This window comes from Chitinophaga sp. YR627, assembly GCF_900114995.1.
GTDB lineage: Bacteria > Bacteroidota > Bacteroidia > Chitinophagales > Chitinophagaceae > Chitinophaga.
The window spans coordinates 992,695-1,016,911 of record NZ_FOUX01000005.1; the positions used below are offsets into that span (position 1 = coordinate 992,695).

Below are 24,217 nucleotides of genomic sequence, written 5' to 3' on the forward strand. Positions count from 1 at the left end.
CCACGGCACCAACCATGCCCGGGCGAGTAATGCAAATTCAATTTTATATCTAACCCTGAACAAATTATGAAAAACTCCTCCTTTTTCCGGGCAGCCTGTATGGTAGCCCTTTTTACCCCCTTATGCAGTATAGCCCAGACTTCTGTTACTGGTCCTATTTTTACTGATGGCCCTGGTTACCGCCGCTTTTCGGTAGGTGTAAACGGGGGATTGCTGGCTCCGGTAGCACCAACGGGTGGCAGCAACGATTTCACAAAATGGAAAGCTCAGGCCGGTTATGGCGCCTACGTAAAGTACCAGATTTTACATTCGCTGGGCATCCAGGCCAACTATACAGGTGGCAAGCTGGCAGGCAATAATGACCGCAAGTTGGGGAATGGTAAGATGCCCGACCGGGATGTTAACTCATTTGAAACCAGTCTGAAGTGGTCTGCCGGTCTGAGTGCGGTTGTCAATGTGGCAACTATTAACTGGATGTATAAAAAGAATGCCGTACAGATATATGTATCTGCGGGTGGTGGTCTGGCAGGCTATTCTCCCAGGATCAGTTCACAGGTAGAAGGCGGCACCATGGAAGAATATAAAAAGGAAGGCATTATTAAAGAATTCTATGTGCCAATCGGTGCAGGTCTGAAGTTCAAACTCTCAGAATCTGTCAACCTGGATCTGGGATATACCATGCACTATGTGGATGGTGATAACCTGGATGGTTTTAATTATGGTCCCAACAGGGATAAATTCTCTTACGGTTACGCAGGTCTCGAATTTCCGCTGGGTAAAAGAACTAAACCAGCCCTTAACTGGCAAAACCCGGCCAGGGTCATGTACGATGAAATGGCACAACAGAAAGCCAATCTGCAGTCCGAACTGGAAGCCTCCCGCGCACTTAACACCAAACTAACCGCTGATGTGGATAAGTTGATGGCAGATGCTGATGGGGATGGCGTATCTGACTATTTTGATAAATGTCCGGGTACGGCTGCCGGTACCAAGGTAGATGGCAGTGGCTGTGAATTACCAAAAGATACGACGCCTAAACAGATCATTACTAAAGTCACCATCACAGAAGATGACCGCCGACTGATCAAGGATGCGATCCAGAACCTGGAATTTGAAACGGCTAAATCCAGCATCAAAGCCAACTCCTACCCGTCACTGGATAAGGTGGCAGAAATGTTGCGCACTAAAGGCTTCAGCCTGAAACTGGGCGGTCATACCGACAATGTAGGTAATGCCACCAAAAACATGGCATTGTCAAAAGACAGAGCTGAATCTGTTAAACAGTACCTTGTTGAGCATGGGGCGAATCCATCGAAGATTGAAGCCGTAGGCTATGGCGCCAATCAGCCGATCGCCAGCAATAAGACAGCTGCAGGCAGACAGAAAAACAGAAGGGTGGAATTCACCATATATTAAAGAATATAGGCATAGATTTTGCGCAAACTGGCAAATTCTCTATGAAACTAATATGAAAAAACTCATCCTTTCTGTAATGCTGGCAGCTTGTGCGGCATTTACAGCCAATGCCCAGACACTCTCTTTTGGTGTTAAAGGCGGTCTGACCCTTTCTAAACTGACCAATTTTGACGACAGCAAAGTCCGTCCGTCTATTTTCGCGGGTGGCTTCGCTAACATCGCTTTCAATGAGAGCATGTCAGTGCAACCTGAATTACTATATTCCGGCCAGGGAACGAAGTACGAGCTCCTGACCCAGACAATCACTTATCGCTTTAATTACATCAACGTACCGGTGATGTTCCAGTACCGTATTGTACCGGAATTTTATCTGGAAGCAGGACCGCAGGCAGGTTTCCTTGTTTCGGCTAAAACACATGCCGGTAAGGTGACTATAGACGTTGGCGATGCTACCAAAGGCGTAGATTTCGGACTTGGTTTTGGTCTGGGATATCAGTTTCCGGTAGGAGTGGGTGTGGCCGCCCGTTATATGTTCGGATTGACCAATACAGCCGAAAACAGTAATGAAAGCTACAAGAACTCCGTCGCACAGATCGGTATGTTCTACACATTCAAACATCAGCATACGGCTTCCGGAAAGCGTAAAAGATAATCTCTCCAAAAAGGGCCGGCTTTATAAAGCCGGCCCTTTTTCTTTATTATATTATTGCCTCCTTCCTCTCCCCCGCCAGATTTTTTATACCTTTGACGTTACTTTTTGCATTAACCGTTTATCAGCATGAGTGTTGTACAATCCATAAAATCTGCTGCTGCCGCAGCAATTAAGGCGCTTTTTGACCAGACAATTCCTGCAAAGGATATTGCCATCAATACTACGAAACCTGAATTCGAAGGTGAATACACCATCCTGGTGTTCCCTTTCACTAAATTCAGCCGCTTAAAACCCGAAGAAACTGCTGATCGACTGGGTAAATACCTGCAGGAACACAATCCTGACCTCGTGGCAGGATACAATGTGATCAAAGGTTTTCTGAATATCCAGGTGAATGAACAATACTGGGCACAATACCTCCAGCAACACTTCAATAACCGCAATATCGGTAAGAAACCAGCCAATGGTAAGAAAGTGATGGTGGAGTACTCTTCTCCCAATACCAACAAACCTTTGCACCTGGGTCACCTGCGTAATAACTTCCTGGGTTATGCCGTATCTGAGATCCTGAAAGCCAATGGTTATGAGGTGATCAAAGCCAACCTGGTAAATGACAGAGGTATTCACATCTGTAAGTCCATGCTCGCATGGCAGCTGTTCGCCCATGGTGATACCCCTGAATCAACCGGTATCAAAGGCGATCACCTGGTGGGCGACTACTATGTGAAGTTTGAATCTATTCTGAAAGAACAGACAGAACCTATTATTGCCCGTGCGTTAGAGCATGATTATAAAGACTTTGAAGGGGCTGATAAAGAACGCATGGAGAAACTGGTGACTGTTTTCCATAAACCTGAAATTCAGGCTGACGAGGAGAAACTGGATAAGCTGAATGACGAGATCAGGGAACTGGCACGTAAGCAGACAGAAATCATGCAGCAAGCGAAAATCATGCTGCAGCAGTGGGAAGCCGGTAACCCTGAAGTAAGAGCGCTCTGGGCGACCATGAACGGCTGGGTATACAAAGGTTTTAATCAGACTTACAAGCGGCTGGGCATTGACTTTGACAAAATGTACTATGAAAGCGAGACCTATCTTCTGGGTAAAGACCTGGTAGAAGAAGGGCTGGCAAAAGGGATATTATTCAAAAAAGAGGACAACTCCGTATGGATTGACCTCACTGCCGACGGCCTGGATGAAAAGCTGTTACTGCGTGGCGATGGTACCTCCGTATATATGACACAGGACCTCGGTACTGCCCGTCTGAAATACGCTGACTATCAGATGGATCAAAGTCTGTATGTAGTGGCGGATGAACAGAACTACCACTTTAAAGTACTGCAGCTGATTCTCCAGAAGTTACAGGAGCCTTGCGCTGACGGTATCTACCACCTGTCTTATGGTATGGTGGAACTGCCAAGCGGCCGTATGAAAAGCCGTGAAGGTACCGTTGTCGATGCAGACGACCTGATAGATGAGATGATCGCGACAGCAGCTGAACAGACCAAAGAATCCGGTAAACTCGATGATATGACCGAGGATGCACAAGGATTACTGTATAACATGATCGGTCTCGGTGGTCTTAAATTCTTCCTGTTACGTGTGGACCCGAAAAAGAAGATGGTCTTCGATCCGAGAGAGTCTATCAGTCTGCAGGGATTCACCAGTGCATTTGTACAATACGCATATGCACGTATTAAATCCATTCTCCGTGAAGTAGCGCCAGATATAGATAAACTGGAAGGTTACTGTCATAAGGGCAGCCTTACAACATTGGAGAAGGCCCTGATCGTACTCAACGAACAGTATGACAATGTGTTGGAAGAAGCAGCCAAAGAAATGAGTCCGTCTGTGATTGCCAACTATGCTTATCAACTGGCACAGACTTTCAACTCTTTCTATGCGGAGAAGAAAGATGGTATACCTGTTCATTCCGTAAGACAGGCAGAAACACCTGAAAAGCAAAAGTTGCGTTTGCAGATCATCAAGCTGACTGCAAACACTATTGCGAAGAGCATGAAGTTGCTGGGTATCGAAGTGCCGGAAAGAATGTAATCCACAGCTTGTTATAAAAGCAAAAGGGTTCACCAATGGTGAACCCTTTTGCTTTTATAATAGCTATCTATTGAACAACCAGTAACGCCTTATCACACAAGGCCTCTCCTTTCGCTATCTCTCCTTTACCGATATACGATTTACCCAACAGGAACATGGCAAATGCATTCTCAGGCTGTATCCGCAGTAAACGGTCCCAGTAAGTGACAGCCGCCACATATTCACCCGCCAGATAATAATGATGTGCCAGTGCCTGTAAAGCCCGGGGATCGTCCTGACGTAGTTCAAGACAGGTCTGCAGGTGTTGTATCCCTTTGACCGTGTCTTTGATGTGCAAATATGCTGTACCGAGTGTCAGACAATAATCCGCGTCCTGCCGTCGCCCCTTCTTCATGGCTATTTCAAATGCATGAACGGCAGCGGGAAAGTCTTTTGTATTGAAATAAAGTACGCCTATGGCATACCAGGCTACAGGCTGGTCATCTTCCAGCCGCAGGTATTCCCTGTACCAGGTAATACTTTCCGGATAGACCTCTTCCAGCACAGAAATCTCTGCCAGTTGCAGGTAAGCTAACGCATACCCACTGTCACGACGTAAAATTTCTTTAAAGCACTTCTTTGCAGCATCAAGCTCGCCGGCATGCCGGTAACTGATACCTTCTTTGTAAAGACTCTTTAATTTATTTCCAGGAAAAGCCATAACAACTTGCGCAAATAGGATAGCCCATAACAAAGGACATAAGATACGGATATTCAGCATAGGGCATCGTACGGACTACAACAAATATAGTAAATTTATTGCATATCCTCTGCTGTGAATGCCAGGGGAAGAAGATGTCTGCTTGTAGGAATAACAAATATTTTTCCGGTCTGCCCGCCCATAATGATCCTGATAGCCTGTTGCTGACGGCCTTCATACTCCAGAAGGGTCTGGCGGCAGATGCCACAGGGAGAGATCGGGGCGTCATTGCTGCCATTTGGATTGTGATAACTGACAGCGATTGTCAGGATAGGTACCCCAGGGTACAGCGAAGCCGCTGTAGAAAGTGCCACTCTCTCCGCACAGATACCGGCAGGGAAAGAGGCGTTTTCCTGATTGGTCCCCCTTACTACAATGCCATTGGCCAGTAATATAGCAGCACCTACATAGAAATTAGAATATGGGGCATAAGCCTGGGCGGTCACTTCACGGGCTTCTTCCAGTAAACGCAGATCAGCAGTGGGTAAAGCTGCACTATCAGGAAAAGTATGATATTCGAAAGAGTGTTTGCGGATGTCCATAAGTGAAACGATGAATTAGGAGTTACGAATTAAAAATAGGATGTCGCGAAGATCTCCGTGTTCAGTAATATAAAGAAAAAGGCGTTTCAATGAAACGCCTTTTTCTTTATTATTTTAAGACCCGATGTGTATCAGATCTGATTCGTAACCGTCATTACTTAATTGTTTTGAACAATCTGTTCCAACGGATGCTGCCATGTCCATAGCTCATCCATATCAGCCATGCCTTACCAACAATGTGATCTTCAGGAACAAAACCCCAGAAGCGGGAATCCAGTGAGTTATCACGGTTATCACCCATCATCCAGTAGTAGTTCATCTTGAAGGTATAGCTATTAGCTGGTTTATCGTTGATATAGAACTGGCCGTTTTTAGCCTCCAGTTTATTGCCTTCGTATACGCTGATGATACGATCGTAGAAAGCGATGTTAGTACTGTCGATTTGAACAGTTACGCCTTTCTTCGGAATGTACATCGGACCGAAATTATGTTCTGTCCATTTGTAGTGAGCGGTATCATGCGGGAAAACCTGGATCTCCTGCGTAGCTGCTCTTACGTAAGGTTTTACTTCTTTTACAACCGGCCATGTGCTCAGCATGTTAGCCATGCCAGGAGTCAGGTCATAACGGAAGAGTGCAGAATCAAACACACCAGCCGGATTAGGATCGATGTCCAGTTCATCCAGGCGGGTTGGATTCAGCGGATCGCCGGTGGTTTTCACCCAGTAACGACGCTCACTTTCAGGTGGGATAGGCGCCTGTACGCCATTGATATAAACAACACCTTCTTTGATGGATAACGTGTCACCAGGTACACCCATACAACGCTTGATGTAGTTTTCACGTTTATCGACAGGACGGGAAGTAACATGGTTCTGTTCCCATACATTATCACGTCCGTAATATCTTATCAGCTGATAGTAGCTCTGTTCCTGTTGTTCCAGGGCCACGGTATCACCTTCAGGGAAGTTAAATACAACGACATCGTAACGCTCAACATCTGAGAAACCTGGCAGACGTCTGTATTTCCATTGTACTGCTTCAGAATAAGCTTTGCTGTACTTGGTAAATGGCAGCGTGTGGTGGGTAAACGGAACAGCCAGCGGCGTCATAGGAATACGTGGACCGTAACTGATCTTGCTGACAAACAGAAAGTCGTTTACCAGTAAGGTCTTTTCCATAGATGGGGTTGGGATTGTGTACGCCTCAAAAATAAAAGTGCGTATCAGGGTAGCGGCGATGATCGCGAAAATCGCAGCATCAAACCACTCTCTTACGGCAGATTTCTTCTTCTTTGGCTGACCCTCTTTATTTCTTCTCCAAAAAGCCAGGTTCATTAAGATTCGTTTAAGATATTTTAAAGATCAAATATAAGATACTGTGTGCTGCAAGCTAAATAATAGTAATCAAAAGTTTTGCTAAAATAAGTGGATTAGGTTGATTTAATAAACTTTTTTACATGTAAGGCCCTTGAAATCGATACCTTTCTGTATGGGCCAGGGTTGTGATATTGCAGCGCCTCATCCCCCGCAAGACAATACAGGAGGGCTTCAGACCAGTTCCTGGCTCAATATCCGGCTGATTTCGGCCGCCCGGTTATATACCATGAAATGCCCGCCATCCGGGATCGTATAATCGGCTTTGATAAACCGGAGTGGAAAAGCCTTGTCCCGGCCACCATGGATATGCACAATGGAGGAGGGAATAAAGTCATTGGTCCAGTGCACGATCGCCCGGATCCCCCAGCGCAGATAACCATAGGAGGTCTTCTTCATGTAGTCTGACAACAGCGCGAACTCCTCCTCCGTCTCGGCATTCAGGAACAGCTTCACCACCCCTTTCCTGCGGGTAAAAATGATGGAATCGGGCAGACGGAGCAATGCCAGCAGCCCTGTCTTCTTCACCCAGCTCAGATATGGCGGTCTTTCACTGGTCTGTTTGATACTACTGATCAGGATCACTTTACTGACAGGACGCTGACGGGCAATTTCCACCGCCAGCATACCACCAAATGACACCCCCATCAGGGTCACATTTTCGTGTTCGATCCTTTCTGCCATACGGGCCGCATATTCGGGAAAACTTTCTTCTGGCGAGGGTGTCAGCCACTCAAGATAGTGGACAGTATATCCTGCGGGATAATGCAGGTTTTTGAAGATTCTTTCGTCTGCTCCCATGCCACTGAGCAGGTACAGGTGTCTTTCCATGATAGTTTACGAAAAATGGACGGGGAAAAACAAAGGCTGTCCCTTGCAGAACAGCCTTTATATATTATGCGTTTACTTTCTTCTTGTCTCTTGCCGGCAATACATAGTCATATACGTCTTCCGGCATAATGGTTTTTCCGGAAAGGATCACCAGACGGGCTACCACGTTACCCAGCTCACGGATATTTCCGGACCAGTTATGCTGCTGTAAAGCCTTCATAGCTTCCTTATCGATCGATTTTCTTGCCATACCGTATTCCTGACAGGCGCTATCCAGAAAATGCTCTACCAATGCCGGAATATCCTCACGACGCTCATTCAGGGAAGGTACATGGATCAGGATCACACTCAGACGATGGTAAAGATCCAGACGGAAGTTTTTGTCTTCCACTTCTTTCAGCAGGTCCTTATTGGTCGCTGCCACCACACGTACATCAACGCTGATCTCTTTGTCGCCACCTACACGGGTGATCTTCCCTTCCTGCAGTGCTCTCAGTACTTTTGCCTGTGCACTGAGGCTCATATCGCCAATCTCGTCAAGGAACAGTGTACCACCACTCGCCTGTTCAAACTTACCGATACGCTGTTTTACAGCAGATGTAAAGGAGCCTTTTTCATGACCAAACAGTTCACTTTCAATCAGTTCACTTGGAATAGCAGCGCAATTCACTTCCACAATTGGTCCGGAAGCACGGTTGCTCAGCTCATGGAGCCAGCGGGCTACCAGTTCCTTACCCACCCCGTTTTCACCGGTTACCAGTACGCGGGCATCAGTTGGCGCTACCTTTTCAATCGTTTCCTTTATTTTCAGGATGGGCGCAGAAGTCCCGATCATTTCCTGGGTTTTGTTCACTTTACGGCGCAGGGTCTTGGTTTCTGTCACCAGGTTTGTCTTATCCATTGCATTACGCAGGGTGATCAGCAACCTGTTAAGATCCGGCGGTTTGGAGATATAGTCGTATGCACCTTTTTTTACTGCTTCTACGGCCGTATCGATATTACCGTGACCTGATACCATGATAATGGGTACATCCGTATTGATTTCCCTGGCTTTTTCCAGGAATTCCAGCCCGTCCATTTTGGGCATTTTTATATCACAGAGTACGGCATCGTACTGCTTATCCCTGAACATTTTGAAGCCTTCAGCACCATCTGCTGCCTCTTCTACTTTGTACCCTTCATAACTCAGGATTTCGGATAGCGTTTTACGTATGCTTTTCTCATCATCAATTATCAGAATGCTGGCCATATCATTATTTTAGTGAACAACGAACAAAATTACGGCAAAATACTTGATCGTAGACAAGATAACAAATGCTGTTAAACCCGGTTATTTGTCTACAGTCCTTATGGACTTTCGACATTAATACGTAATTTCAATGATCGTTTTCCCTCAATCCTGTAATTCACTTGGATATGCAACAACTTTTAGAAGAATTAAGGCGGAGACACCAGTTGGCTGCGGCTACTGCTTATCCTCCTACCAGTGCGGTGAACGACTTTGCCAACAACTTTATAAACTGGCTCTTTCCTGAATATACCGGAAAGGTGATATCTGATATTGTGTTACTGGAAGAATACGCACACATGCTGCAGAGCGAACTGCAGCAATTGCTGTCGCCCATGCAACAGCAACTGCCTGCTGCTGCAGAAGACCTGAGTCGCCAGTTCATGGACCAGGCAGCTGTCATCTATGACGCCTTACAGAAAGACGCAGAAGCCATTTATAAAGGCGATCCTGCCGCCACCTGCATGTATGAGGTCATCCGGGCTTATCCCGGCTTCTACGCCATCGCATTTTACCGTATCGCACACGCGCTTCATCAGCTGAAGATACCGCTGCTGCCCCGTATGATCACAGAACGGGCGCATAGCTGTACCGGCATCGATATCCACCCTGCAGCAGTGATCGCACCATATTTCTGCATCGATCATGGCACCGGCATCGTCATTGGAGAAACGACCGTTATCGGCTCCAATGTCAAGCTATACCAGGGTGTTACACTGGGAGCACTGAGTGTGGACAAGGATATGGCCCGCAGTAAACGCCATCCTACCATTGAAGATCATGTCATTATATATGCCGGAGCTACCATCCTGGGAGGCGATACCGTGGTAGGACACCATAGCATCATCGGTGGTAATGTATGGCTTATTAAAAGTACTGCCCCCTTCAGCCGGATCTATTACCGGGCTGACGGCAGTGTTAACGTAGTAGAAAATAGTTATTAAATGCATTCGATATTAGATCTTGTTGGTAACACCCCGATGGTCGCGCTTAAAAGTATCAGCGCCAATCCGGACGTTACTATTTATGCAAAGCTGGAAGGAAATAATCCGGGAGGAAGTGTGAAGGACAGAGCCGCCTATGGAATGATCAAGGGGGCACTGGACAGAGGGGAGATCAAACCGGGTATCAAACTGATCGAAGCAACCAGCGGTAATACAGGTATTGCCCTGGCCATGATCGCCAGTCTGTTTGGTGTGGAAATAGAACTGGTCATGCCGGAAGATGCTACGCGGGAACGGGTATTGACCATGGAAGCCTTTGGGGCGAAAGTCGTACTGACGCCAAAGGAAGCCTCCATGGAAGGCTCTATTGATTATGCCAATGAGCAGCTAGCGAAGGGCGGTTATCATATGCTGAATCAGTTCGCCAATCCCGACAACTACGGCATGCACTATAAAACCACCGGTCCGGAAATATGGCGTGACACCCACCATGGCGTGACACATTTTGTGAGTGCAATGGGCACTACCGGCACGATCATGGGTGTCTCCCAATACCTGAAAGAGCAAAACAGCGACGTACAGATCGTGGGCTGTCAGCCGACTGACGGCAGTAAGATCCCTGGTATCCGGAAATGGCCGGAAGCCTATCTGCCCAAGATCTTTGACCGCTCCAGAGTAGACCGTATCATGGATATTTCCGAGGAAGAAGCAAAAGCCATGACCCGCCGGCTGGCAAAGGATGAAGGTATCTTCTGCGGAATGAGCAGCGGAGGTGCGGTATCAGCAGCAGCCCGGATTTCAGGAGAACTGGAAAAAGGGGTACTGGTGTGTATTATTTGTGACAGAGGAGACAGGTATTTGTCGTCTGACCTATTTGGAAGCTGAACAGAGAGTAGAAATTAAGAATTAGAAATTAAGAATTAAGAATTGGAATGCTGCGGAGATCGCCGCGGATCATCATAAAAAACAAAAGGAAAGTGGCATTTCAATGAAATGCCGCTTTCCTTTTGCTAAAGACTCCTGGAGCAATTCTTAATTTTTAATTCTTAATTGAATTACTATAAAATAGAAATGCCGGCCTGATAACCAGGCCGGCATTTCTATTTATAGTAATTACTTACTTCTTCATGTACATTACTTCTTTCACCAGTTTCACAGTGCGTTCAACGTCTGGCAGGTAACCCTTCACCAGGTTAGGCGCATAGTGCATTGGCGCATCAGCAGCAGTGATACGACGGATCGGAGCATCCAGGTAGTCGAAACCTTCCTTCTGGATACGGTAAGAGATCTCAGAAGAAACGCTGGCAAATGGCCACTGTTCTTCAACGATCACCAGACGGTTAGTTTTCTTAACAGACTGGAGGATAGTGAACCAGTCCAGCGGACGGATAGTACGCAGATCGATCACTTCAGCCTCGATACCTTCTTTCGCCAGTTCTTCAGCAGCAGCCAGGGCAACTTTCATCATTTTGTTGAAAGAAACGATGGTTACGTCTTTACCAGCACGTTTGATATCTGCTTTACCGATTTCAATGATGTATTCTTCTTCAGGAACATCACCCATATCGCCATAACCTACTTCACTTTCCATGAAAACAACCGGGTCGTTATCACGGATAGCTGCTTTCAGCAGACCTTTACCATCATATGGGTTAGATACTGATATAACTTTTAAACCCGGTATGTTCGCGTAGTAGCTTTCGAAGGCAGTGGAGTGCTGTGCACCCAGCTGACCTGCGGAACCGTTAGGTCCACGGAAAACGATAGGACAACCTACCTGTCCACCACTCATTGCCAGCATTTTAGAAGCTGTATTCAGGATCTGGTCCAGTGCCAGTACGGCGAAGTTCCAGGTCATAAATTCAACGATCGGGCGAAGACCATTCTGTGCTGCACCAACAGCGATAGCAGTGAAACCCAGCTCGGCGATGGGAGTATCTATTACTCTCTTAGGGCCAAACTCATCCAGCATTCCCTGGCTAACTTTGTAGGCTCCATTGTATTCTGCTACTTCCTCTCCCATCAGGAAAACGCGATCGTCACGGCGCATTTCTTCCTGCATGGCTTCTCGTAAGGCTTGTCTGAAAGCTATCTGACGCATGCTGTTACTCTTAAAGTTTGAAAGTTAATTGCCTCATTTATATTAAGGCAGGGGCAAAATTATTGTTTTGTTGCTGAAAAAGCAAAGGAAACTTCAAAGGAAGCCCTTTCAGATTTTAAATACTATATATAAAATATTACATATATTAGCACAAACACTGCCTGTTATAAGTTAATATCCTATCCTATGTTTACGATCACAGTCCTTTGTATCTGTTTTCTGGCGGCCATCTCGTGTAAGATCAAAAAGGTAAAAGCACCTCTGATCACCGGTCTGATCTGGTATTTTCACCTGGCCATGTGTGTATTTTCCATCCTGTGCATCCTCCTGCTGATCAGCGGTTATGGATTCAAGGGCACCTATACGGAAAGAGTATTTTTCACTTTATACGCCGGCTCCGGTATTCTTTTATATGGATTGACGCCAAAAGAAGTATCGGGAAAATGGGTTTACCTCTGCTCCTTTTATGGCTTCCCTTTTGCGCTGCTCTTCGGCCTCCTGCTCCCCCCGTTACGGATCATTACCATGATCACAGGTATGGGATTACTGTCTGACGGAGACCTGAAACGCTACCAGATTGACGACGACTATGCCATACAGACCAAATCCATCGATATCGTATCCCGCTATCCAAGCTATAGCCTGATTGAAGATAAATACTGGTTGTTTGAGAAGATTTCAGGTGACGTGATCAAACCGGAAGGACAGCCGGCTGCTTTTAAATCAGAAAGAGCAGGGACAGATAGCGTAAGGCTCTATATCAATTTAGTAGATGAGGTAGACAATAGAAAGAAATTGGATACAACGATCTCACTAAGGAATTAAAGCGAAGATCTGTAAGATTAAGACATTGATATTCAATAACAAACCCGATCATATAAAAGAGAAAGGCGTCACCAGTGGTAGACGCCTTTCTCTTTTTATAGACTTTAAGAATCTGTTGACAATATCCTGCTGATCCTAATTCTTTACCGCTTCAATCACAATCGCACTCGCCCCTCCTCCTCCATTACAAATACCTGCCACGCCATAACGGGCGTTATGCTGACTGAGGATAGAACTCAAGGTCACCACGATACGGGCGCCGCTACAACCGATAGGGTGACCCAAAGAAACGGCTCCTCCCCATACATTTACCTTTTCCTCCGGAATACCCAGATCACGCTCATTTGCAATCGGTACGCAGGAGAATGCTTCATTGATTTCCACAAAGTCCATATCCGCAACGGTCAGTTTTGCCTTTTCCAGCGCTTTGGTCACTGCTTTTACCGGTGTGGTGGTAAACCATTCAGGCGCCTGAGAAGCATCCGCAAAACTGATGATCTTAGCCAATGGCTTCAGACCCAGTTCTTTCAGCTTCTCCCCACTTACCAGTAATACGGCGGCGGCACCATCGTTTAGGTTAGACGCATTGGCAGCCGTGATCGTACCATCTTTCTGGAAAGTAGGCTTCAATGTTGGGATCTTATCAAAGTTCACCTTTTTATAATCTTCGTCTTCCGCCACAGTAACCACCTGTTTCCCAGGCACATCAACAGGGATGATCTCATTTTTAAAATATCCCTTCTCTGTAGCCTCGGCTGATCTTTTATAGCTCTGGATAGCGTAGGCATCCTGTTCTTCGCGGGTGATCTTATATTCCGTTACACAAAGCTCTGCCGCGTTGCCCATGTGGAAATCTTTATAAGGGTCCCACAGACCATCTCTGATAATACCATCGGTCACAGCGCCGTGTCCCAGTCTGTAGCCATTACGGGCTTTATCCAGATAGTAGGGTACGTTACTCATGCTTTCCATACCGCCGGCTACCACTACATCATTATCACCGGAGAGAATGCTTTGCGCACCCAACATAATGGCTTTCATACCGGAAGCACAAACTTTATTAATAGTAGTACAAGGTACATTGTTCGGAATGCCCGCATAAATACTCGCCTGATTGGCAGGAGCCTGCCCCAGATTGGCACTAAGCACATTACCCATGTATACTTCATTAACCGCAGTTGCCGGTACACCCGCTTTTTCAAGAGCAGCTTTCATGACGATGGATCCCAGTTGTGTCGCAGACAGGGCTGACAGTGCGCCATTAAAAGAACCAATGGGGGTACGCACTGCTGAAACTATAAATACTTCTTTCATCCGTAGAAATTTAAGTCTCGCCAGGTGGCGGGGCTGTTAAGATTGTTTGGTTTTCACCAAATATAACGGAATTTCAGAAACGGTAGCCCAGCTTAAACCCAAATGCGAACTGCGGATTGAATCCATCTTCATCAATACGGAAAAACGGCGTTTCCCAGGATTCAGAATAATACGAATCGTTTGGTGTAGTACGACGATGCCGTAATCCGACACCTACGTACATATCCATTATAAAACGTCCCTCTGCCCCGAAATAACGCTGTAAACCCAGATTGGCAGACCCGGCGTAAACCCGTTTTTTATATTTTACCAGATATTCGACTGCATCCGGCATCCGATAGTGGATGTCTTCATAACTGGTCTGTCTATAAGTCCCCATCAGACTCAGATAAAAACTACGGTGCTGGTTGCTCCACCAGGAAGGAAAGAGTTTTATCTCAGGCCTGATGCGAAAACCCCGTCGCCCGTTTTCACCTTCATAGGTTTCAGGCAAAGTGTATAAAATAGCCGTAGCGTCCACACCAATAGCCACGCTCTCAGACAGGCGGTATTCCAGTCCCACAGAAGGACCGCCTTCCGGCTCTGTCAATGAGCTAAGCGTGGTATTCAGGATCAGTCCTTTCCGGTTGGGTAGCTTTTTTTCAGCGGCTTCCTTTTCCTCCTGCGCGAATGCCGCGCCAGATATAAACAGTATAGAAATTGCTAACAGTACAGTTTTTTTCATAATGGAGTTTTTAACGGATATTTAATCAGAAGCGGTAGCCTAATTTCAGCCCCACTGGAAAAGCGCCGTCCCATATATTATTCCTGTCAGGTGCATCATCAAAATTATAATTCCTGTCTTCCACGTAACTGTTCACAGGCACCGGCCTGTCATAGGTAAACTTCCTGTACTTCACGCCCAGTCCGACATATACTTCGAACATCACCCTGTGATCATTACCAAAGTAAGTCTGGAAGCCGAATTTGGTATCTGTACCAAAAGTCTCCTTCGTCTTTCCATAAGTAGATAACTTCTCATAGTTATACATTCCACCGGTAGGGTCGGCATTGATCCTTTCGATACGTTCTTCATAGAAACTGACCTTCCTGTAAAAGAAATCCTGACTAAAGAACAAACGGTACTTCCCATGTCTTCCGGGCATATAATACCTGATTTCCGGACGTACATAATAGCCTTTGGCTTTCGGGGTGAACTTTCCCCGCATGTTGTATAATTTCTTTTCATCGATGAAGATCCATCCACCTTCTAACAACACACCCCACGATGGACGAAAACGATATTCAACTGCAGCAGAGATACCGCCATCAGGATGGTGCAGGGTCAGCAGGTTGCTGCTCACTCTCCATCCTGTCAAAATAGAATCAGGTAAGGGCCGGGCCTTCTTTTCCGCTTTTGCATCATTATGTTTTCTATGTGCATAAGACACCAGATGTGTAGTGATGCCGGGTTCACCATTCTTTTCATCAGGTTTGGGTTTACGTTGCGCGAAGGCGGGTACCGCCATTAACAGACAGACAAATGCAGTGTATAGGTGCTTCATTAATAAACAAGTTTTGAGATGAGCTTAATAGCGGCCGGAGAAGATATGTCGTAACAGTCCAGCGTAGCTCTACCACGACAGAACAATTCCGTTCCCCTGATCACCACGTCTGTATAAGGGACAGCCGCTTTATCTACCAGACGACTCAATGCCGGCGGTGCTGAAACATCCAGTATACTCACGCCCTTGTTTGTTGCTGCATAAAGATTAGTGCCAGATAAGGCCAATGCATAGGTCGTATCAAAAGGAAATGAGTTCATCGCCTTGAGATCATAACCATCTTCTATTGCATATGCTGTCAGTATGGACGTCTGTGGATAACAATCTCTTCTGAGTGGATTCGAGATGGCATAGATATAATTACTCGTAGGTAAAAACAAATGACAGGAACCAAAAGCGTCCAGATAGTTTTTAAATACGACCTGCGTTGGATCTGTAATATCATACCAGGAACCGTTACCGCCTTTAATATTCGTCGCTATCAGCTTATTGCCGATCACACAGAGGCTATCCATGAAGTTACCCGTCTCATACCTGGTTTTAAACACAGGTGCAAGTGGTTGTTCGATAGAATAAGATACCAGATCAAGGTTATCTGCGAAATAAAGATTTTTGTCATTGGCCACGATACCTGCATTCGGATAAGGTCTGGCTTCACCAAAGTCATCGTAATAAGCATAGTTCGTGCGGCATTTCGGATTGTCTACTTTCGTCAGTGTCCATCCGATCACGGTGCCCTTTGATGGGTCGGGACACTCGAAATACGCACTACGGAAAGGCGGGAAATCCTTACGCGACCAGGCACCGGGTACACGGCCCACATGCGTAAGGGAAGGCAGTTCCTTCAGCGGAATGATCACCAGGTCATTGTAGTTATCTGCATAGAGGTAATCCCCCTCTATCAAAGCTTTTTTAAACCCGGGAATACGCAGGAAAGCAGATTTAACCGGATGTGCAGGGTCCTGGTAAGAGATAATATGTAATCCGGAATCAGCTTCTTCCTGTAAGATATACACGTCATAAGTATACAACTTACCAAGAGTACGGAATGCACGGGCGGGAAGATAACTGATCTGTCGCAGGGTAGGATTGTTGCTGTATACGGGTACATAAGCATCGATGTAACCACGTTCCCAGCGATCGTCAAAACATCCCCCCAACAAAAAACAGGTAATTAACAGTACATAGGTCAGTAATAGGCGGGCCATTATAGGTATTTTACAATTAAGCGGACAAAGATAACCGGAAGTTACACGCAAAGGGTTAAAAAAAAGTTAAGGCCCTGGTACCAATAAAAAAGCCGTCCGTCAAAAGACGAACGGCCTCCATTCTCTGAACATAACCGCTCCTTCCGCCGGAAACGGCCACTATTTTTACCAGCCCGGATTATTAGGCAATACAGCAGCATTCAGGGATACTTCACGCTGCGGTACCGGCCACAGGTAATCACGTGGCACCTGGAAACTACGCTGTTCCGCCAGTATATGTTTGCCATAATCATCTGTCCTGTTAGGATCAAAGTTGTTCAGGATACCATATGCCGGGCCTTTCATCACCGTTTCTGCGATCTTCCAGCGACGGATATCAAACAGACGGTTGTCTTCTACCGGGAACTCCACTCTTCTTTCTCTTCTTACCGCTTCCCGAAGGGCTACCTGTCCGTTAGCATTGGCTGTTGTCAGCAATGGCATCATAACATCAGCTCTTTGTCTTACCTGATTGATCGCGTCATATACAGACTGATCGATCTGGTTTGCCTCAATTTTAGCTTCTGCATAATTGAGCAATACTTCTGCATAACGCATTAACACCACATCATTGTAGGAGTTATTATCCCAGTTACCCTGGATATCGCGGGGGATATACTTTTTATAATAATAACCGGTGAAAGACGCGTTTCCTTTACCCAATGCATCCAGACTATTCAGCCTGGTCACATCGATTGTTACACCATTCACCTGTACACCTGGCACCACCACTGTCATTTTCAGACGTGGATCACGGTTATCAAACGGATGTGCCGGGTCATAGGTAGTTGACTTGTCTATTGTCAGACCATCTGTACACTCATATGCATCTACCAGAGATTGCAGTGGTGTGATCTCAGACCAGCCACCCAGTGAAGGACCGCCTACCCATGTTGCCATGGCATTAGGCTGTGTGTTTTTCACATAACGGGCAGAGAAGATGATCTCCTTGCTGTTCTTATTGGTACCATCGAAAAGACTCAGATAGTTAGGATCAATAGTGTAAGCACCCAGGGTCATAGCAGCCTGCGCCGCTGTAGCTGCTTCTGCATATTGGCCTTCATAGAGCAATACGCGGGATTTCAGGGCCAGCGCAGCACCACGGGTTGCGCGACCTTCATCACCAGACTCATATGACACAGGTAAATCAGCACTGATCTCATCCAGTTCTTTTACGATAAATGCAGCTACTTCTGCACGGGGAGTACGCTTCATCACGAATTCACTGGTAGGCGGAATAGTGGTTCTTAATACCACATCTCCGTATAGTCCGATGAGCTGCTGATAAGCATACGCCCGGATAAAACGGGCCTCTCCTTTCAGACGGGCCAGCATTGTTTCAGATAATGCTTTATCCCTGTCGATATTTTCCAGCACATCATTACAGGAAGCGATCATCTTATAGAAGTTGCTCCAGAAGTTGTCGAACATGCCGGTACTGATAGAAGCACTACCATTTCCCACATAGATCGCATCGCTGGGCCAGTTACTCCAGGCATAGCTATCATCTGTAACACAGGAAATAAACATGCGGTTATCCACATCTCCCAGACGACGGTAGCAGTTATTAACTGCGTTAACCGCATCATCTTCCGTCAACCAAAACGTTTCCCGGCTGACAGCATCCTGCGGCTGTTCATCCAGTACTTTTTTACAGGCTGACACCGATGCCAGACCTGCCAGTGCGAGTATTATTGATAATTTCTTCATGACTGCTTAGTTTAGAATTGCACATTTAATCCAAAAGTGAAGGTCTTCACCTGCGGGTAGTACCTGCTATCATTCGGAGATTCCGGATCGATATCACTTGCAAGAGAAGAGAAGGTCAGCAGGTTCTGGCCACTCACATAAAGACGGCATCTGTCAAAGCCTGCGCGTTTCATGAGGTTAGAAGGCAGTGTATAACCCAGCTGTACACTTTTCAGACGTACATACGCACCACTTTTTACCCAGTAGGAAGAAGACTGATAGTTTTGCAGTGTGCTCACCAGTCTTGGGAAATCAGCACCGGTATTAGTCGTCGTCCAGCTGTTCAGGTGTTCTTCTCTGAAATTACCATCGGTATTGGTAGGTGCTCTTTCTATTGGTAAGGTGTGGATATCCACTTTACCTACTCCCTGGAAGAAGGCGGTAAAGTCAAAATTCTTATAGTCTGCCCCCAGATTAATACCATAAGTATATCTTGGAATATTGCTACCCAGGTATACCATGTCGCCACCTTTATCGACAGCACCTTCTTTTACCTGTTTGTCACCATTCTGGTCTTTGTAAATCAGATCGCCTGCACCTGTGGTCGGGAATGGCTGTGTTGCATGTCCTGCTACCTGCGCTGCGTTCTGGAAGATCCCTTCTACCTGGTAGCCATAGAAACTACCGATAGAATTGCCGGTTACAAGTCCGGTGTAGATGTAATTGTTGTCCCTTGAAATAGCGTCTGTATTCTTAATATCAATGATCCTGTTACGTACATCTGATAAGTTAGCGCCTACATTGTAATTCAGTTCACCGATCTTACCCCGGTAGTTCAGTGCAAATTCCCATCCTTTGTTTCTCACTTTACCTGCATTCTGTGCGGAAGGATCCAGACCAATGGAAGGAGCGATCGGCAGGAACAACAGGATATCGTTGGTATTTTTTACATAATAGTCAAAGGTGAAATCCAGGTTTTTGAAGATGGTACCATCAACACCTACATCGGTCATCACAGTGGTTTCCCAGGTCAGTCCGGAGTTAGGATAGATCGTAATACCAGCAGCTGGTTTCAGCACACCACCGAAAGGATAGCTATTGTAATAATATTGTGACTGGTAAGGGTAGTTAGTGGTCTGTTTATCTCTGTCCAGGATCACGTCATTACCCAGTTTACCCCATGAACCACGCAGTTTCAGGTTATTGATGAAGGATACTTCTTTCATAAACTCTTCACCGGAGATACGCCATCCTGCGGAGAAAGAAGGGAATATACCCCATTTCTGTCCGTCAGAGAAGCGGGAAGAACCATCACGACGGAGGTTTGCTTCAAACAGGTATTTATCATCAAAAGAGTAGTTTAATCTGCCGAAGAAAGACACCAGCGAGTAGGCTACTGCATTACCTTCTGTGATCTGTCCGTTCTGTTCACCGGCATCGATCTGATTCAGACCACCAGCCAGATTTACCCTGTAACCGCTGAGGTCATCAGTAGTTTCTGTGAGACGGGAAGCACCGCCTAATAAAGTAAAGTTGTGTTTACCAAAGTTGTGGGTGTATTCAGCTAATCCCTGATAGTTACGGAACCAATATCCCTGATAAGATTTCTTCACAGAGTTTTGTCCGAGTGGCAGCGGATCCTGGTTTGTTCCCGGATCTTTGAAATAGATCAGTGTTTTCTCACGGGTACTGTTATAATCGGATCTGTAGTTAACGGATGTAAGACCGGTCAGTTTTAAACCTTTTACCAGGTTATAAGTGGCTTTGAAGTTACCAGTAAACAGATTGCTTTTGTATTGATACAGACCACCTTCTTCCTGCAGACGGATCGGGTTCTGTCCCCCTCTGATCACCGGCCAGGTACCATCTGCATATTTGATCGGGTACAGCGGATTAATAATAGCTGCCTGTCCGAACTGATACCATGCCGAACCGGAAGCACCCTGTGGTTCCTGTCTGTCACCAAGACGTGCAGCGATATCAGCGTTGAAGGTCAGTTTCTTTGAAACATTGATATCTGTATTCAAACGTACTGTGATACGATTGAAGTCCATGTTTTTGATCAGACCTGTCTGATCGAAATAGTTGGTGGAGAAACGGTATTTCACATCTTCAGTACCACCGCTGATACCAAGACTATGCTCCTGTTGGAAACCGCTACCGGTAAGAATGGCATCCAGCCAGTAGTTATCCGGATTAACGAAATTATCACGATTAGGATTGTCATATGCAGCGATCTGCGCAGCTGTATAGGAAGCAGAACCACCGGAATTGGATGCAGTCAGGTTCGCCAGATTCATAAAATCTTTCGCACCTACATATTTTGCCAGACGTGCAGGTGTCTGCCATGCGAAGTAGTTGGAATAGGTGATCTTCGGTTTACCGGAAGCACCTCTTTTTGTGGTGATCAGAATCACGCCATTAGCAGCTCTTACACCATAGATAGCAGAAGAAGCAGCGTCTTTCAGGACGGACATGGAAGCGATATCATTTGCATCAATATCGTTCATATTCATCTGCACACCATCTACCAGTACCAATGGATCTGTACTGTTCATCGTACCGACACCACGGATACGTACTGTACCCTGGTCCACACCCGGCTGACCACTGGTAGTCGTAACAGTTACACCGGAAGCAACCCCCTGGAGTGCAGAAGATACCTGTCCTACAGGTTTCCAGTTCAGGTCTTTTCCATCCACCGCAGCAATAGCGCCGGTAACATTTATTTTCTTTTGTGTACCATAAGCGACTACTACCACTTCATTCATGGCGGTAACATCAGCTGTCAATTTTACACTAAAAGAAGTACGGCTACCAACTTTCAATTCCTGTTTGGTATAACCAATGAAGGAGAATTCCAGTATCGCATTTTCATCAGGCACCTGTAAAGACCAGGAGCCATCAGTACCAGTGCTTGTTCCATTGGAAGTACCTTTTACGAGTACGGTCGCACCTGGTATTGGCTGTCCTTTATCGTCGGTTACTATACCTTTTACCGGGATCGCTGCCGATGCTGCTACAGCCAGTGTTTCCGCCAGCTGAGCAGGCGCATTTTCACCGGAAGGAGCCGGGGCATCGGCAGGTTCATCATCCTCAGAAAATACGATATAGAAACTATCACCCATCTTCTTATAGCGAAGCTTATTAGGACTGGTGATATTTTTCAGTTCTTCTTCCAGAGAAGATTTTTTTGTGTTCTCCACATGTGACAACTGCAATTTTGCAAGATTGCTTTTGTACATGAAGTGCACATTATATTTTACTTCAAGCCCATCCAGCACATTTTTCAATGACTTTGTCTGTGATCTTTCAAGAGGGCGTAGGGGTTTTCCCAGCGAGGCCAGGTCCTGCCCTTCTGCTGGCATATGGCAATAGCATGCCATGCCCATAGCAGCCATAAAGGCACTAATGAACTTGTTCATGAGATTTAAATTTGAGTGATTACCTCTGCTGCGGTCACTGCCTGCCGTTGTACACCAGCCTGCAGTTTTTACTGCATTTTGTTTTTACTATTTAGTTTTCCTTCTCAATAATAACACTGTTGTCAACATGGCTCACCTTCAGGTGAAATAGTTGCGAAAGCCCTTCCAGCAACATATCGATCTGTTGTCCCGGTACAGTTCCTGTGAATTGTTGCTGTAACAAAGCAGAATCTTTGATCTCTACAGTTACGCCATAGGTGTCTTCTAACAATTGTGCCAGTTCTGCGAAGCTGGCGTTTTCAAAATGAAGATTGTTAGTTTTCCAGGATGAATAACTCTGTGCGTTGGTGTTCTTCCTGACTTTTGTGCGCACCTGTTCTTTGTATTCAACAAGATCTCCCGGTTGCATAATGATCGCTTCTTCCGGCGTTCTGCTGCTGTGCAATTTTACCTTTCCGCTGTTCAGTACAACCTGCATACGACCATGACGATCGACGAGATTAAAGCTGGTGCCGAGTACTTCCACATCCATTTTACTGGCGGTGTGTACCATGAATGAGCGGGGAACAGCGGATGGTTTGATAGAGAAAAAAGCCTCTCCTTCTACCCATACTTCGCGATTGCTGTTACCATCCCATTTGCCGGCATAGCGTAAGGTACTGTTGCCATTCAGTGTCACGACCGACTGATCGGGCAATACCACAGTACGTACTTCTCCGTAAGCTGTTTGAAAAACAGTAGCGCGCTGACTACCGAACATTCTCCATCCGCCATAGGCGAGCAGGATCGAGCCCGATAATATGGCTGCCACTTTGAGACCTGTAAACCGGCGGTTCCGGCGATGCCGTAACTGTTCCTGACCTGTAGTATCCAGTATGCGCTGGTAGAGGTCTGCCGCCTGTGATGTAGACATCAGCATGTCTGGTTTTTCACCATCCAGTTCCCGCGTCATAGCAGTTTCCAGATATTCCCGTCCTTCGGGCGTGGTAAACCATTCCAGTACTCTTTCGTATTCTTCGGGAGTACACTGGTTATGCTCATACTTATGTAGCAGACTTTGGTCGAATAGCTCCATAATGTGGATTACAGTGATAAAATCAACGAGTAAATAGTTACGTTCTGTATAATACTACACCTGGGAAAATGAAAAGTATTATACCTGCAGAAAAAAATTTAAAAAAAGATAACAAGGAGAAGAACCAGGCAGAAGAAGGTACTCATCATGATCTTGAGGACCTGGCGCAGGGCTTTGCTGGCCTGGGCATATTGGAATTTGACGGTATTGATGGACAAACCCAGTTTTTCCGCCACTTCTTCATTACTCAGGCCCTCATAGGAGCGAAGACGGAAGATCTTTTTCTTTTGGGCAGACAAACTTTCAACGGCACGCTCCACCACCTTTTTATAATCATTCAGGATAACCGTGGATTCTGCGTCGCGGTGATCAGCAGAGGCGTTGTATAATATTTCGTATTGTTTGGAAAGGCTGCGTTTGTGGTCCCTGATAAGGTTCAGTACATGAAATTTCAGGCATTTAAACAGGAAATTACGTACCCCCTGTACAGGATCGAGCTCTTCCCGGTGTACCCAGACCTTAACAAAAGCTTCATGCACAGCATCTTCAGCAGCCGTATCGCTTTTCAGGTATTTATAGGCAGTACCATACAGTAACTGGTGATAGGTAGCGTATAATTCCTCAAAAGCGGTATGATCACTATTGCGCAGGCGTGCTGCCAGCCGTTGGTCGTTATTGATAAAATGCGTTAACACAAATCTGTCCCCTCTTGGTAGTGCTGTTTTGGTTTTCGAAAACGTGTTAACCGAAATTAGGATATGCTGCTCTTTAAAAGGCATGTTAAATTACCCTATTAAGGTACTTTTTTACCATATGTTACTTTTCAGTGGAATATTTAGGCTGATTTACTATCAGTTAGACCAGTTTCCTTCCTGATATGAGGGAGGTGGCGCTATAAGCGCTATAACAGGTAGAGATATTTACGATAATTGGTAGATAAGCCGTATATAATCCGTAGATAAGCCGTATATGACCCATTCTTATAGATACGGGTTATCTACGGATTATATACGGCTTATCTATAACTTCCCTATGGAATATCTACTATACACAGATTATTTGTCTTAGTACAGAAAAACCTTACAGTGGATGTATTGAATGCAGAATTGACTTTACAGATTGGAGATTGTTTCAGTGAGCGCTTTACAGTTCCAA

The 24,217-nt window shown here is 45.9% G+C and carries 20 protein-coding genes; 6 read left to right on the forward strand and 14 right to left on the reverse strand.

The features are described 5' to 3' along the window. Window positions 1–66: 66 nt before the first annotated feature. The 3 genes from BMZ72_RS29185 (at window position 67) to BMZ72_RS29195 (ending at window position 4,123) form a co-directional block, all read left to right on the forward strand. On the forward strand, window positions 67–1,416 hold the full coding sequence (locus tag BMZ72_RS29185) for an OmpA family protein (protein ID WP_089813752.1): 1,350 nt from the start codon (window positions 67–69) through the stop codon (window positions 1,414–1,416). Window positions 1,417–1,468: 52 nt separating this feature from the next. Continuing rightward, on the forward strand, window positions 1,469–2,068 hold the full coding sequence (locus tag BMZ72_RS29190) for a porin family protein (RefSeq protein ID WP_177222967.1): 600 nt from the start codon (window positions 1,469–1,471) through the stop codon (window positions 2,066–2,068). Between the two features lie 126 nt (window positions 2,069–2,194). Then, window positions 2,195–4,123 (forward strand): arginine--tRNA ligase, encoded by a 1,929-nt coding sequence (locus BMZ72_RS29195; protein ID WP_089813756.1) that lies wholly within the window; start codon window positions 2,195–2,197, stop codon window positions 4,121–4,123. A gap of 67 nt (window positions 4,124–4,190) precedes the next feature. Here BMZ72_RS29195 and BMZ72_RS29200 read toward each other — a convergent pair whose 3' ends face one another. From BMZ72_RS29200 to BMZ72_RS29220, 5 genes are all read right to left on the reverse strand, one after another. Then, window positions 4,191–4,823 carry a tetratricopeptide repeat protein gene (locus BMZ72_RS29200; protein ID WP_177222968.1) on the reverse strand — a complete coding sequence of 211 codons (633 nt, stop codon included), beginning with the start codon at window positions 4,821–4,823 and terminating at the stop codon, window positions 4,191–4,193. 95 nt (window positions 4,824–4,918) lie between these two features. Beyond that, a complete protein-coding gene (locus BMZ72_RS29205) occupies window positions 4,919–5,404 on the reverse strand; it encodes a cytidine deaminase (RefSeq protein WP_089813760.1) in 486 nt (161 codons plus the stop codon). Between the two features lie 154 nt (window positions 5,405–5,558). Beyond that, window positions 5,559–6,740, reverse strand: coding sequence for a signal peptidase I (lepB, locus tag BMZ72_RS29210; RefSeq protein ID WP_089813762.1), 1,182 nt, complete (start codon window positions 6,738–6,740; stop codon window positions 5,559–5,561). 213 nt (window positions 6,741–6,953) lie between these two features. Further along, window positions 6,954–7,610 (reverse strand): alpha/beta fold hydrolase, encoded by a 657-nt coding sequence (locus tag BMZ72_RS29215; RefSeq protein ID WP_089813764.1) that lies wholly within the window; start codon window positions 7,608–7,610, stop codon window positions 6,954–6,956. A gap of 64 nt (window positions 7,611–7,674) precedes the next feature. Then, a complete protein-coding gene (locus tag BMZ72_RS29220) occupies window positions 7,675–8,859 on the reverse strand; it encodes a sigma-54-dependent transcriptional regulator (protein WP_089813766.1) in 1,185 nt (394 codons plus the stop codon). Window positions 8,860–9,026: 167 nt separating this feature from the next. Between BMZ72_RS29220 and BMZ72_RS29225 the strand changes: the two genes are divergently transcribed. Both BMZ72_RS29225 and cysM read left to right on the forward strand, forming a co-directional pair. Then, complete coding sequence (locus tag BMZ72_RS29225) at window positions 9,027–9,842, forward strand: serine O-acetyltransferase (protein WP_089813768.1); 816 nt, start codon at window positions 9,027–9,029, stop codon at window positions 9,840–9,842. After that, window positions 9,843–10,727, forward strand: a complete 885-nt coding sequence (gene cysM / locus BMZ72_RS29230; protein WP_089813770.1) for a cysteine synthase CysM — start codon at window positions 9,843–9,845, stop codon at window positions 10,725–10,727. 232 nt (window positions 10,728–10,959) lie between these two features. On the opposite strand, the gene BMZ72_RS29235 is transcribed toward cysM, so the two are convergent. Next, window positions 10,960–11,943, reverse strand: coding sequence for a pyruvate dehydrogenase complex E1 component subunit beta (locus tag BMZ72_RS29235; RefSeq protein WP_089813772.1), 984 nt, complete (start codon window positions 11,941–11,943; stop codon window positions 10,960–10,962). A gap of 186 nt (window positions 11,944–12,129) precedes the next feature. Between BMZ72_RS29235 and BMZ72_RS29240 the strand changes: the two genes are divergently transcribed. Further along, entirely contained in the window at window positions 12,130–12,768 is a 639-nt protein-coding gene (locus BMZ72_RS29240) for a hypothetical protein (protein ID WP_089813774.1), read from the forward strand. Between the two features lie 135 nt (window positions 12,769–12,903). Here the strand turns inward: BMZ72_RS29240 and BMZ72_RS29245 are convergent, their stop codons facing one another. The 8 genes from BMZ72_RS29245 to BMZ72_RS29280 all read right to left on the reverse strand — a co-directional run bounded on the left by BMZ72_RS29245 (window position 12,904) and on the right by BMZ72_RS29280 (window position 23,757). Continuing rightward, window positions 12,904–14,082: an acetyl-CoA C-acyltransferase gene (locus tag BMZ72_RS29245; protein WP_089813776.1), complete on the reverse strand. Its 1,179-nt coding sequence runs from the start codon at window positions 14,080–14,082 to the stop codon at window positions 12,904–12,906. Window positions 14,083–14,155: 73 nt separating this feature from the next. Next, window positions 14,156–14,806, reverse strand: coding sequence for a hypothetical protein (locus BMZ72_RS29250; protein ID WP_089813778.1), 651 nt, complete (start codon window positions 14,804–14,806; stop codon window positions 14,156–14,158). A gap of 25 nt (window positions 14,807–14,831) precedes the next feature. Further along, a complete protein-coding gene (locus tag BMZ72_RS29255; protein ID WP_089813780.1) occupies window positions 14,832–15,626 on the reverse strand; it encodes a DUF3575 domain-containing protein in 795 nt (264 codons plus the stop codon). Further along, on the reverse strand, window positions 15,626–16,834 hold the full coding sequence (locus BMZ72_RS29260; RefSeq protein WP_089813782.1) for an LVIVD repeat-containing protein: 1,209 nt from the start codon (window positions 16,832–16,834) through the stop codon (window positions 15,626–15,628). The genes BMZ72_RS29255 and BMZ72_RS29260 overlap by 1 nt, the downstream gene beginning before the upstream one ends. Before the next feature lie 165 nt (window positions 16,835–16,999). Continuing rightward, window positions 17,000–18,583, reverse strand: a complete 1,584-nt coding sequence (locus BMZ72_RS29265; RefSeq protein WP_089813784.1) for a RagB/SusD family nutrient uptake outer membrane protein — start codon at window positions 18,581–18,583, stop codon at window positions 17,000–17,002. 11 nt (window positions 18,584–18,594) lie between these two features. After that, window positions 18,595–21,987 (reverse strand): SusC/RagA family TonB-linked outer membrane protein, encoded by a 3,393-nt coding sequence (locus BMZ72_RS29270; protein ID WP_089813786.1) that lies wholly within the window; start codon window positions 21,985–21,987, stop codon window positions 18,595–18,597. A gap of 91 nt (window positions 21,988–22,078) precedes the next feature. Further along, window positions 22,079–23,062 (reverse strand): FecR family protein, encoded by a 984-nt coding sequence (locus BMZ72_RS29275; protein WP_089813788.1) that lies wholly within the window; start codon window positions 23,060–23,062, stop codon window positions 22,079–22,081. Between the two features lie 98 nt (window positions 23,063–23,160). Then, a complete protein-coding gene (locus tag BMZ72_RS29280) occupies window positions 23,161–23,757 on the reverse strand; it encodes an RNA polymerase sigma factor (RefSeq protein ID WP_218155292.1) in 597 nt (198 codons plus the stop codon). Window positions 23,758–24,217: the final 460 nt, after the last annotated feature.

Excerpts from the sequence above, each read along its gene's own strand:
- BMZ72_RS29185 (WP_089813752.1), top strand. The coding sequence starts at position 67 with ATGAAAAACTCCTCCTTTTTCCGGGCAGCCTGTATGGTAGCCCTTTTT.
- BMZ72_RS29190 (WP_177222967.1), top strand. The coding sequence starts at position 1,469 with ATGAAAAAACTCATCCTTTCTGTAATGCTGGCAGCTTGTGCGGCATTT.
- BMZ72_RS29195 (WP_089813756.1), top strand. The coding sequence starts at position 2,195 with ATGAGTGTTGTACAATCCATAAAATCTGCTGCTGCCGCAGCAATTAAG.
- BMZ72_RS29200 (WP_177222968.1), bottom strand. The coding sequence starts at position 4,823 with ATGGCTTTTCCTGGAAATAAATTAAAGAGTCTTTACAAAGAAGGTATC.
- BMZ72_RS29205 (WP_089813760.1), bottom strand. The coding sequence starts at position 5,404 with ATGGACATCCGCAAACACTCTTTCGAATATCATACTTTTCCTGATAGT.
- lepB (WP_089813762.1), bottom strand. The coding sequence starts at position 6,740 with ATGAACCTGGCTTTTTGGAGAAGAAATAAAGAGGGTCAGCCAAAGAAG.
- BMZ72_RS29215 (WP_089813764.1), bottom strand. The coding sequence starts at position 7,610 with ATGGAAAGACACCTGTACCTGCTCAGTGGCATGGGAGCAGACGAAAGA.
- BMZ72_RS29220 (WP_089813766.1), bottom strand. The coding sequence starts at position 8,859 with ATGGCCAGCATTCTGATAATTGATGATGAGAAAAGCATACGTAAAACG.
- BMZ72_RS29225 (WP_089813768.1), top strand. The coding sequence starts at position 9,027 with ATGCAACAACTTTTAGAAGAATTAAGGCGGAGACACCAGTTGGCTGCG.
- cysM (WP_089813770.1), top strand. The coding sequence starts at position 9,843 with ATGCATTCGATATTAGATCTTGTTGGTAACACCCCGATGGTCGCGCTT.
- BMZ72_RS29235 (WP_089813772.1), bottom strand. The coding sequence starts at position 11,943 with ATGCGTCAGATAGCTTTCAGACAAGCCTTACGAGAAGCCATGCAGGAA.
- BMZ72_RS29240 (WP_089813774.1), top strand. The coding sequence starts at position 12,130 with ATGTTTACGATCACAGTCCTTTGTATCTGTTTTCTGGCGGCCATCTCG.
- BMZ72_RS29245 (WP_089813776.1), bottom strand. The coding sequence starts at position 14,082 with ATGAAAGAAGTATTTATAGTTTCAGCAGTGCGTACCCCCATTGGTTCT.
- BMZ72_RS29250 (WP_089813778.1), bottom strand. The coding sequence starts at position 14,806 with ATGAAAAAAACTGTACTGTTAGCAATTTCTATACTGTTTATATCTGGC.
- BMZ72_RS29255 (WP_089813780.1), bottom strand. The coding sequence starts at position 15,626 with ATGAAGCACCTATACACTGCATTTGTCTGTCTGTTAATGGCGGTACCC.
- BMZ72_RS29260 (WP_089813782.1), bottom strand. The coding sequence starts at position 16,834 with ATGGCCCGCCTATTACTGACCTATGTACTGTTAATTACCTGTTTTTTG.
- BMZ72_RS29265 (WP_089813784.1), bottom strand. The coding sequence starts at position 18,583 with ATGAAGAAATTATCAATAATACTCGCACTGGCAGGTCTGGCATCGGTG.
- BMZ72_RS29270 (WP_089813786.1), bottom strand. The coding sequence starts at position 21,987 with ATGAACAAGTTCATTAGTGCCTTTATGGCTGCTATGGGCATGGCATGC.
- BMZ72_RS29275 (WP_089813788.1), bottom strand. The coding sequence starts at position 23,062 with ATGGAGCTATTCGACCAAAGTCTGCTACATAAGTATGAGCATAACCAG.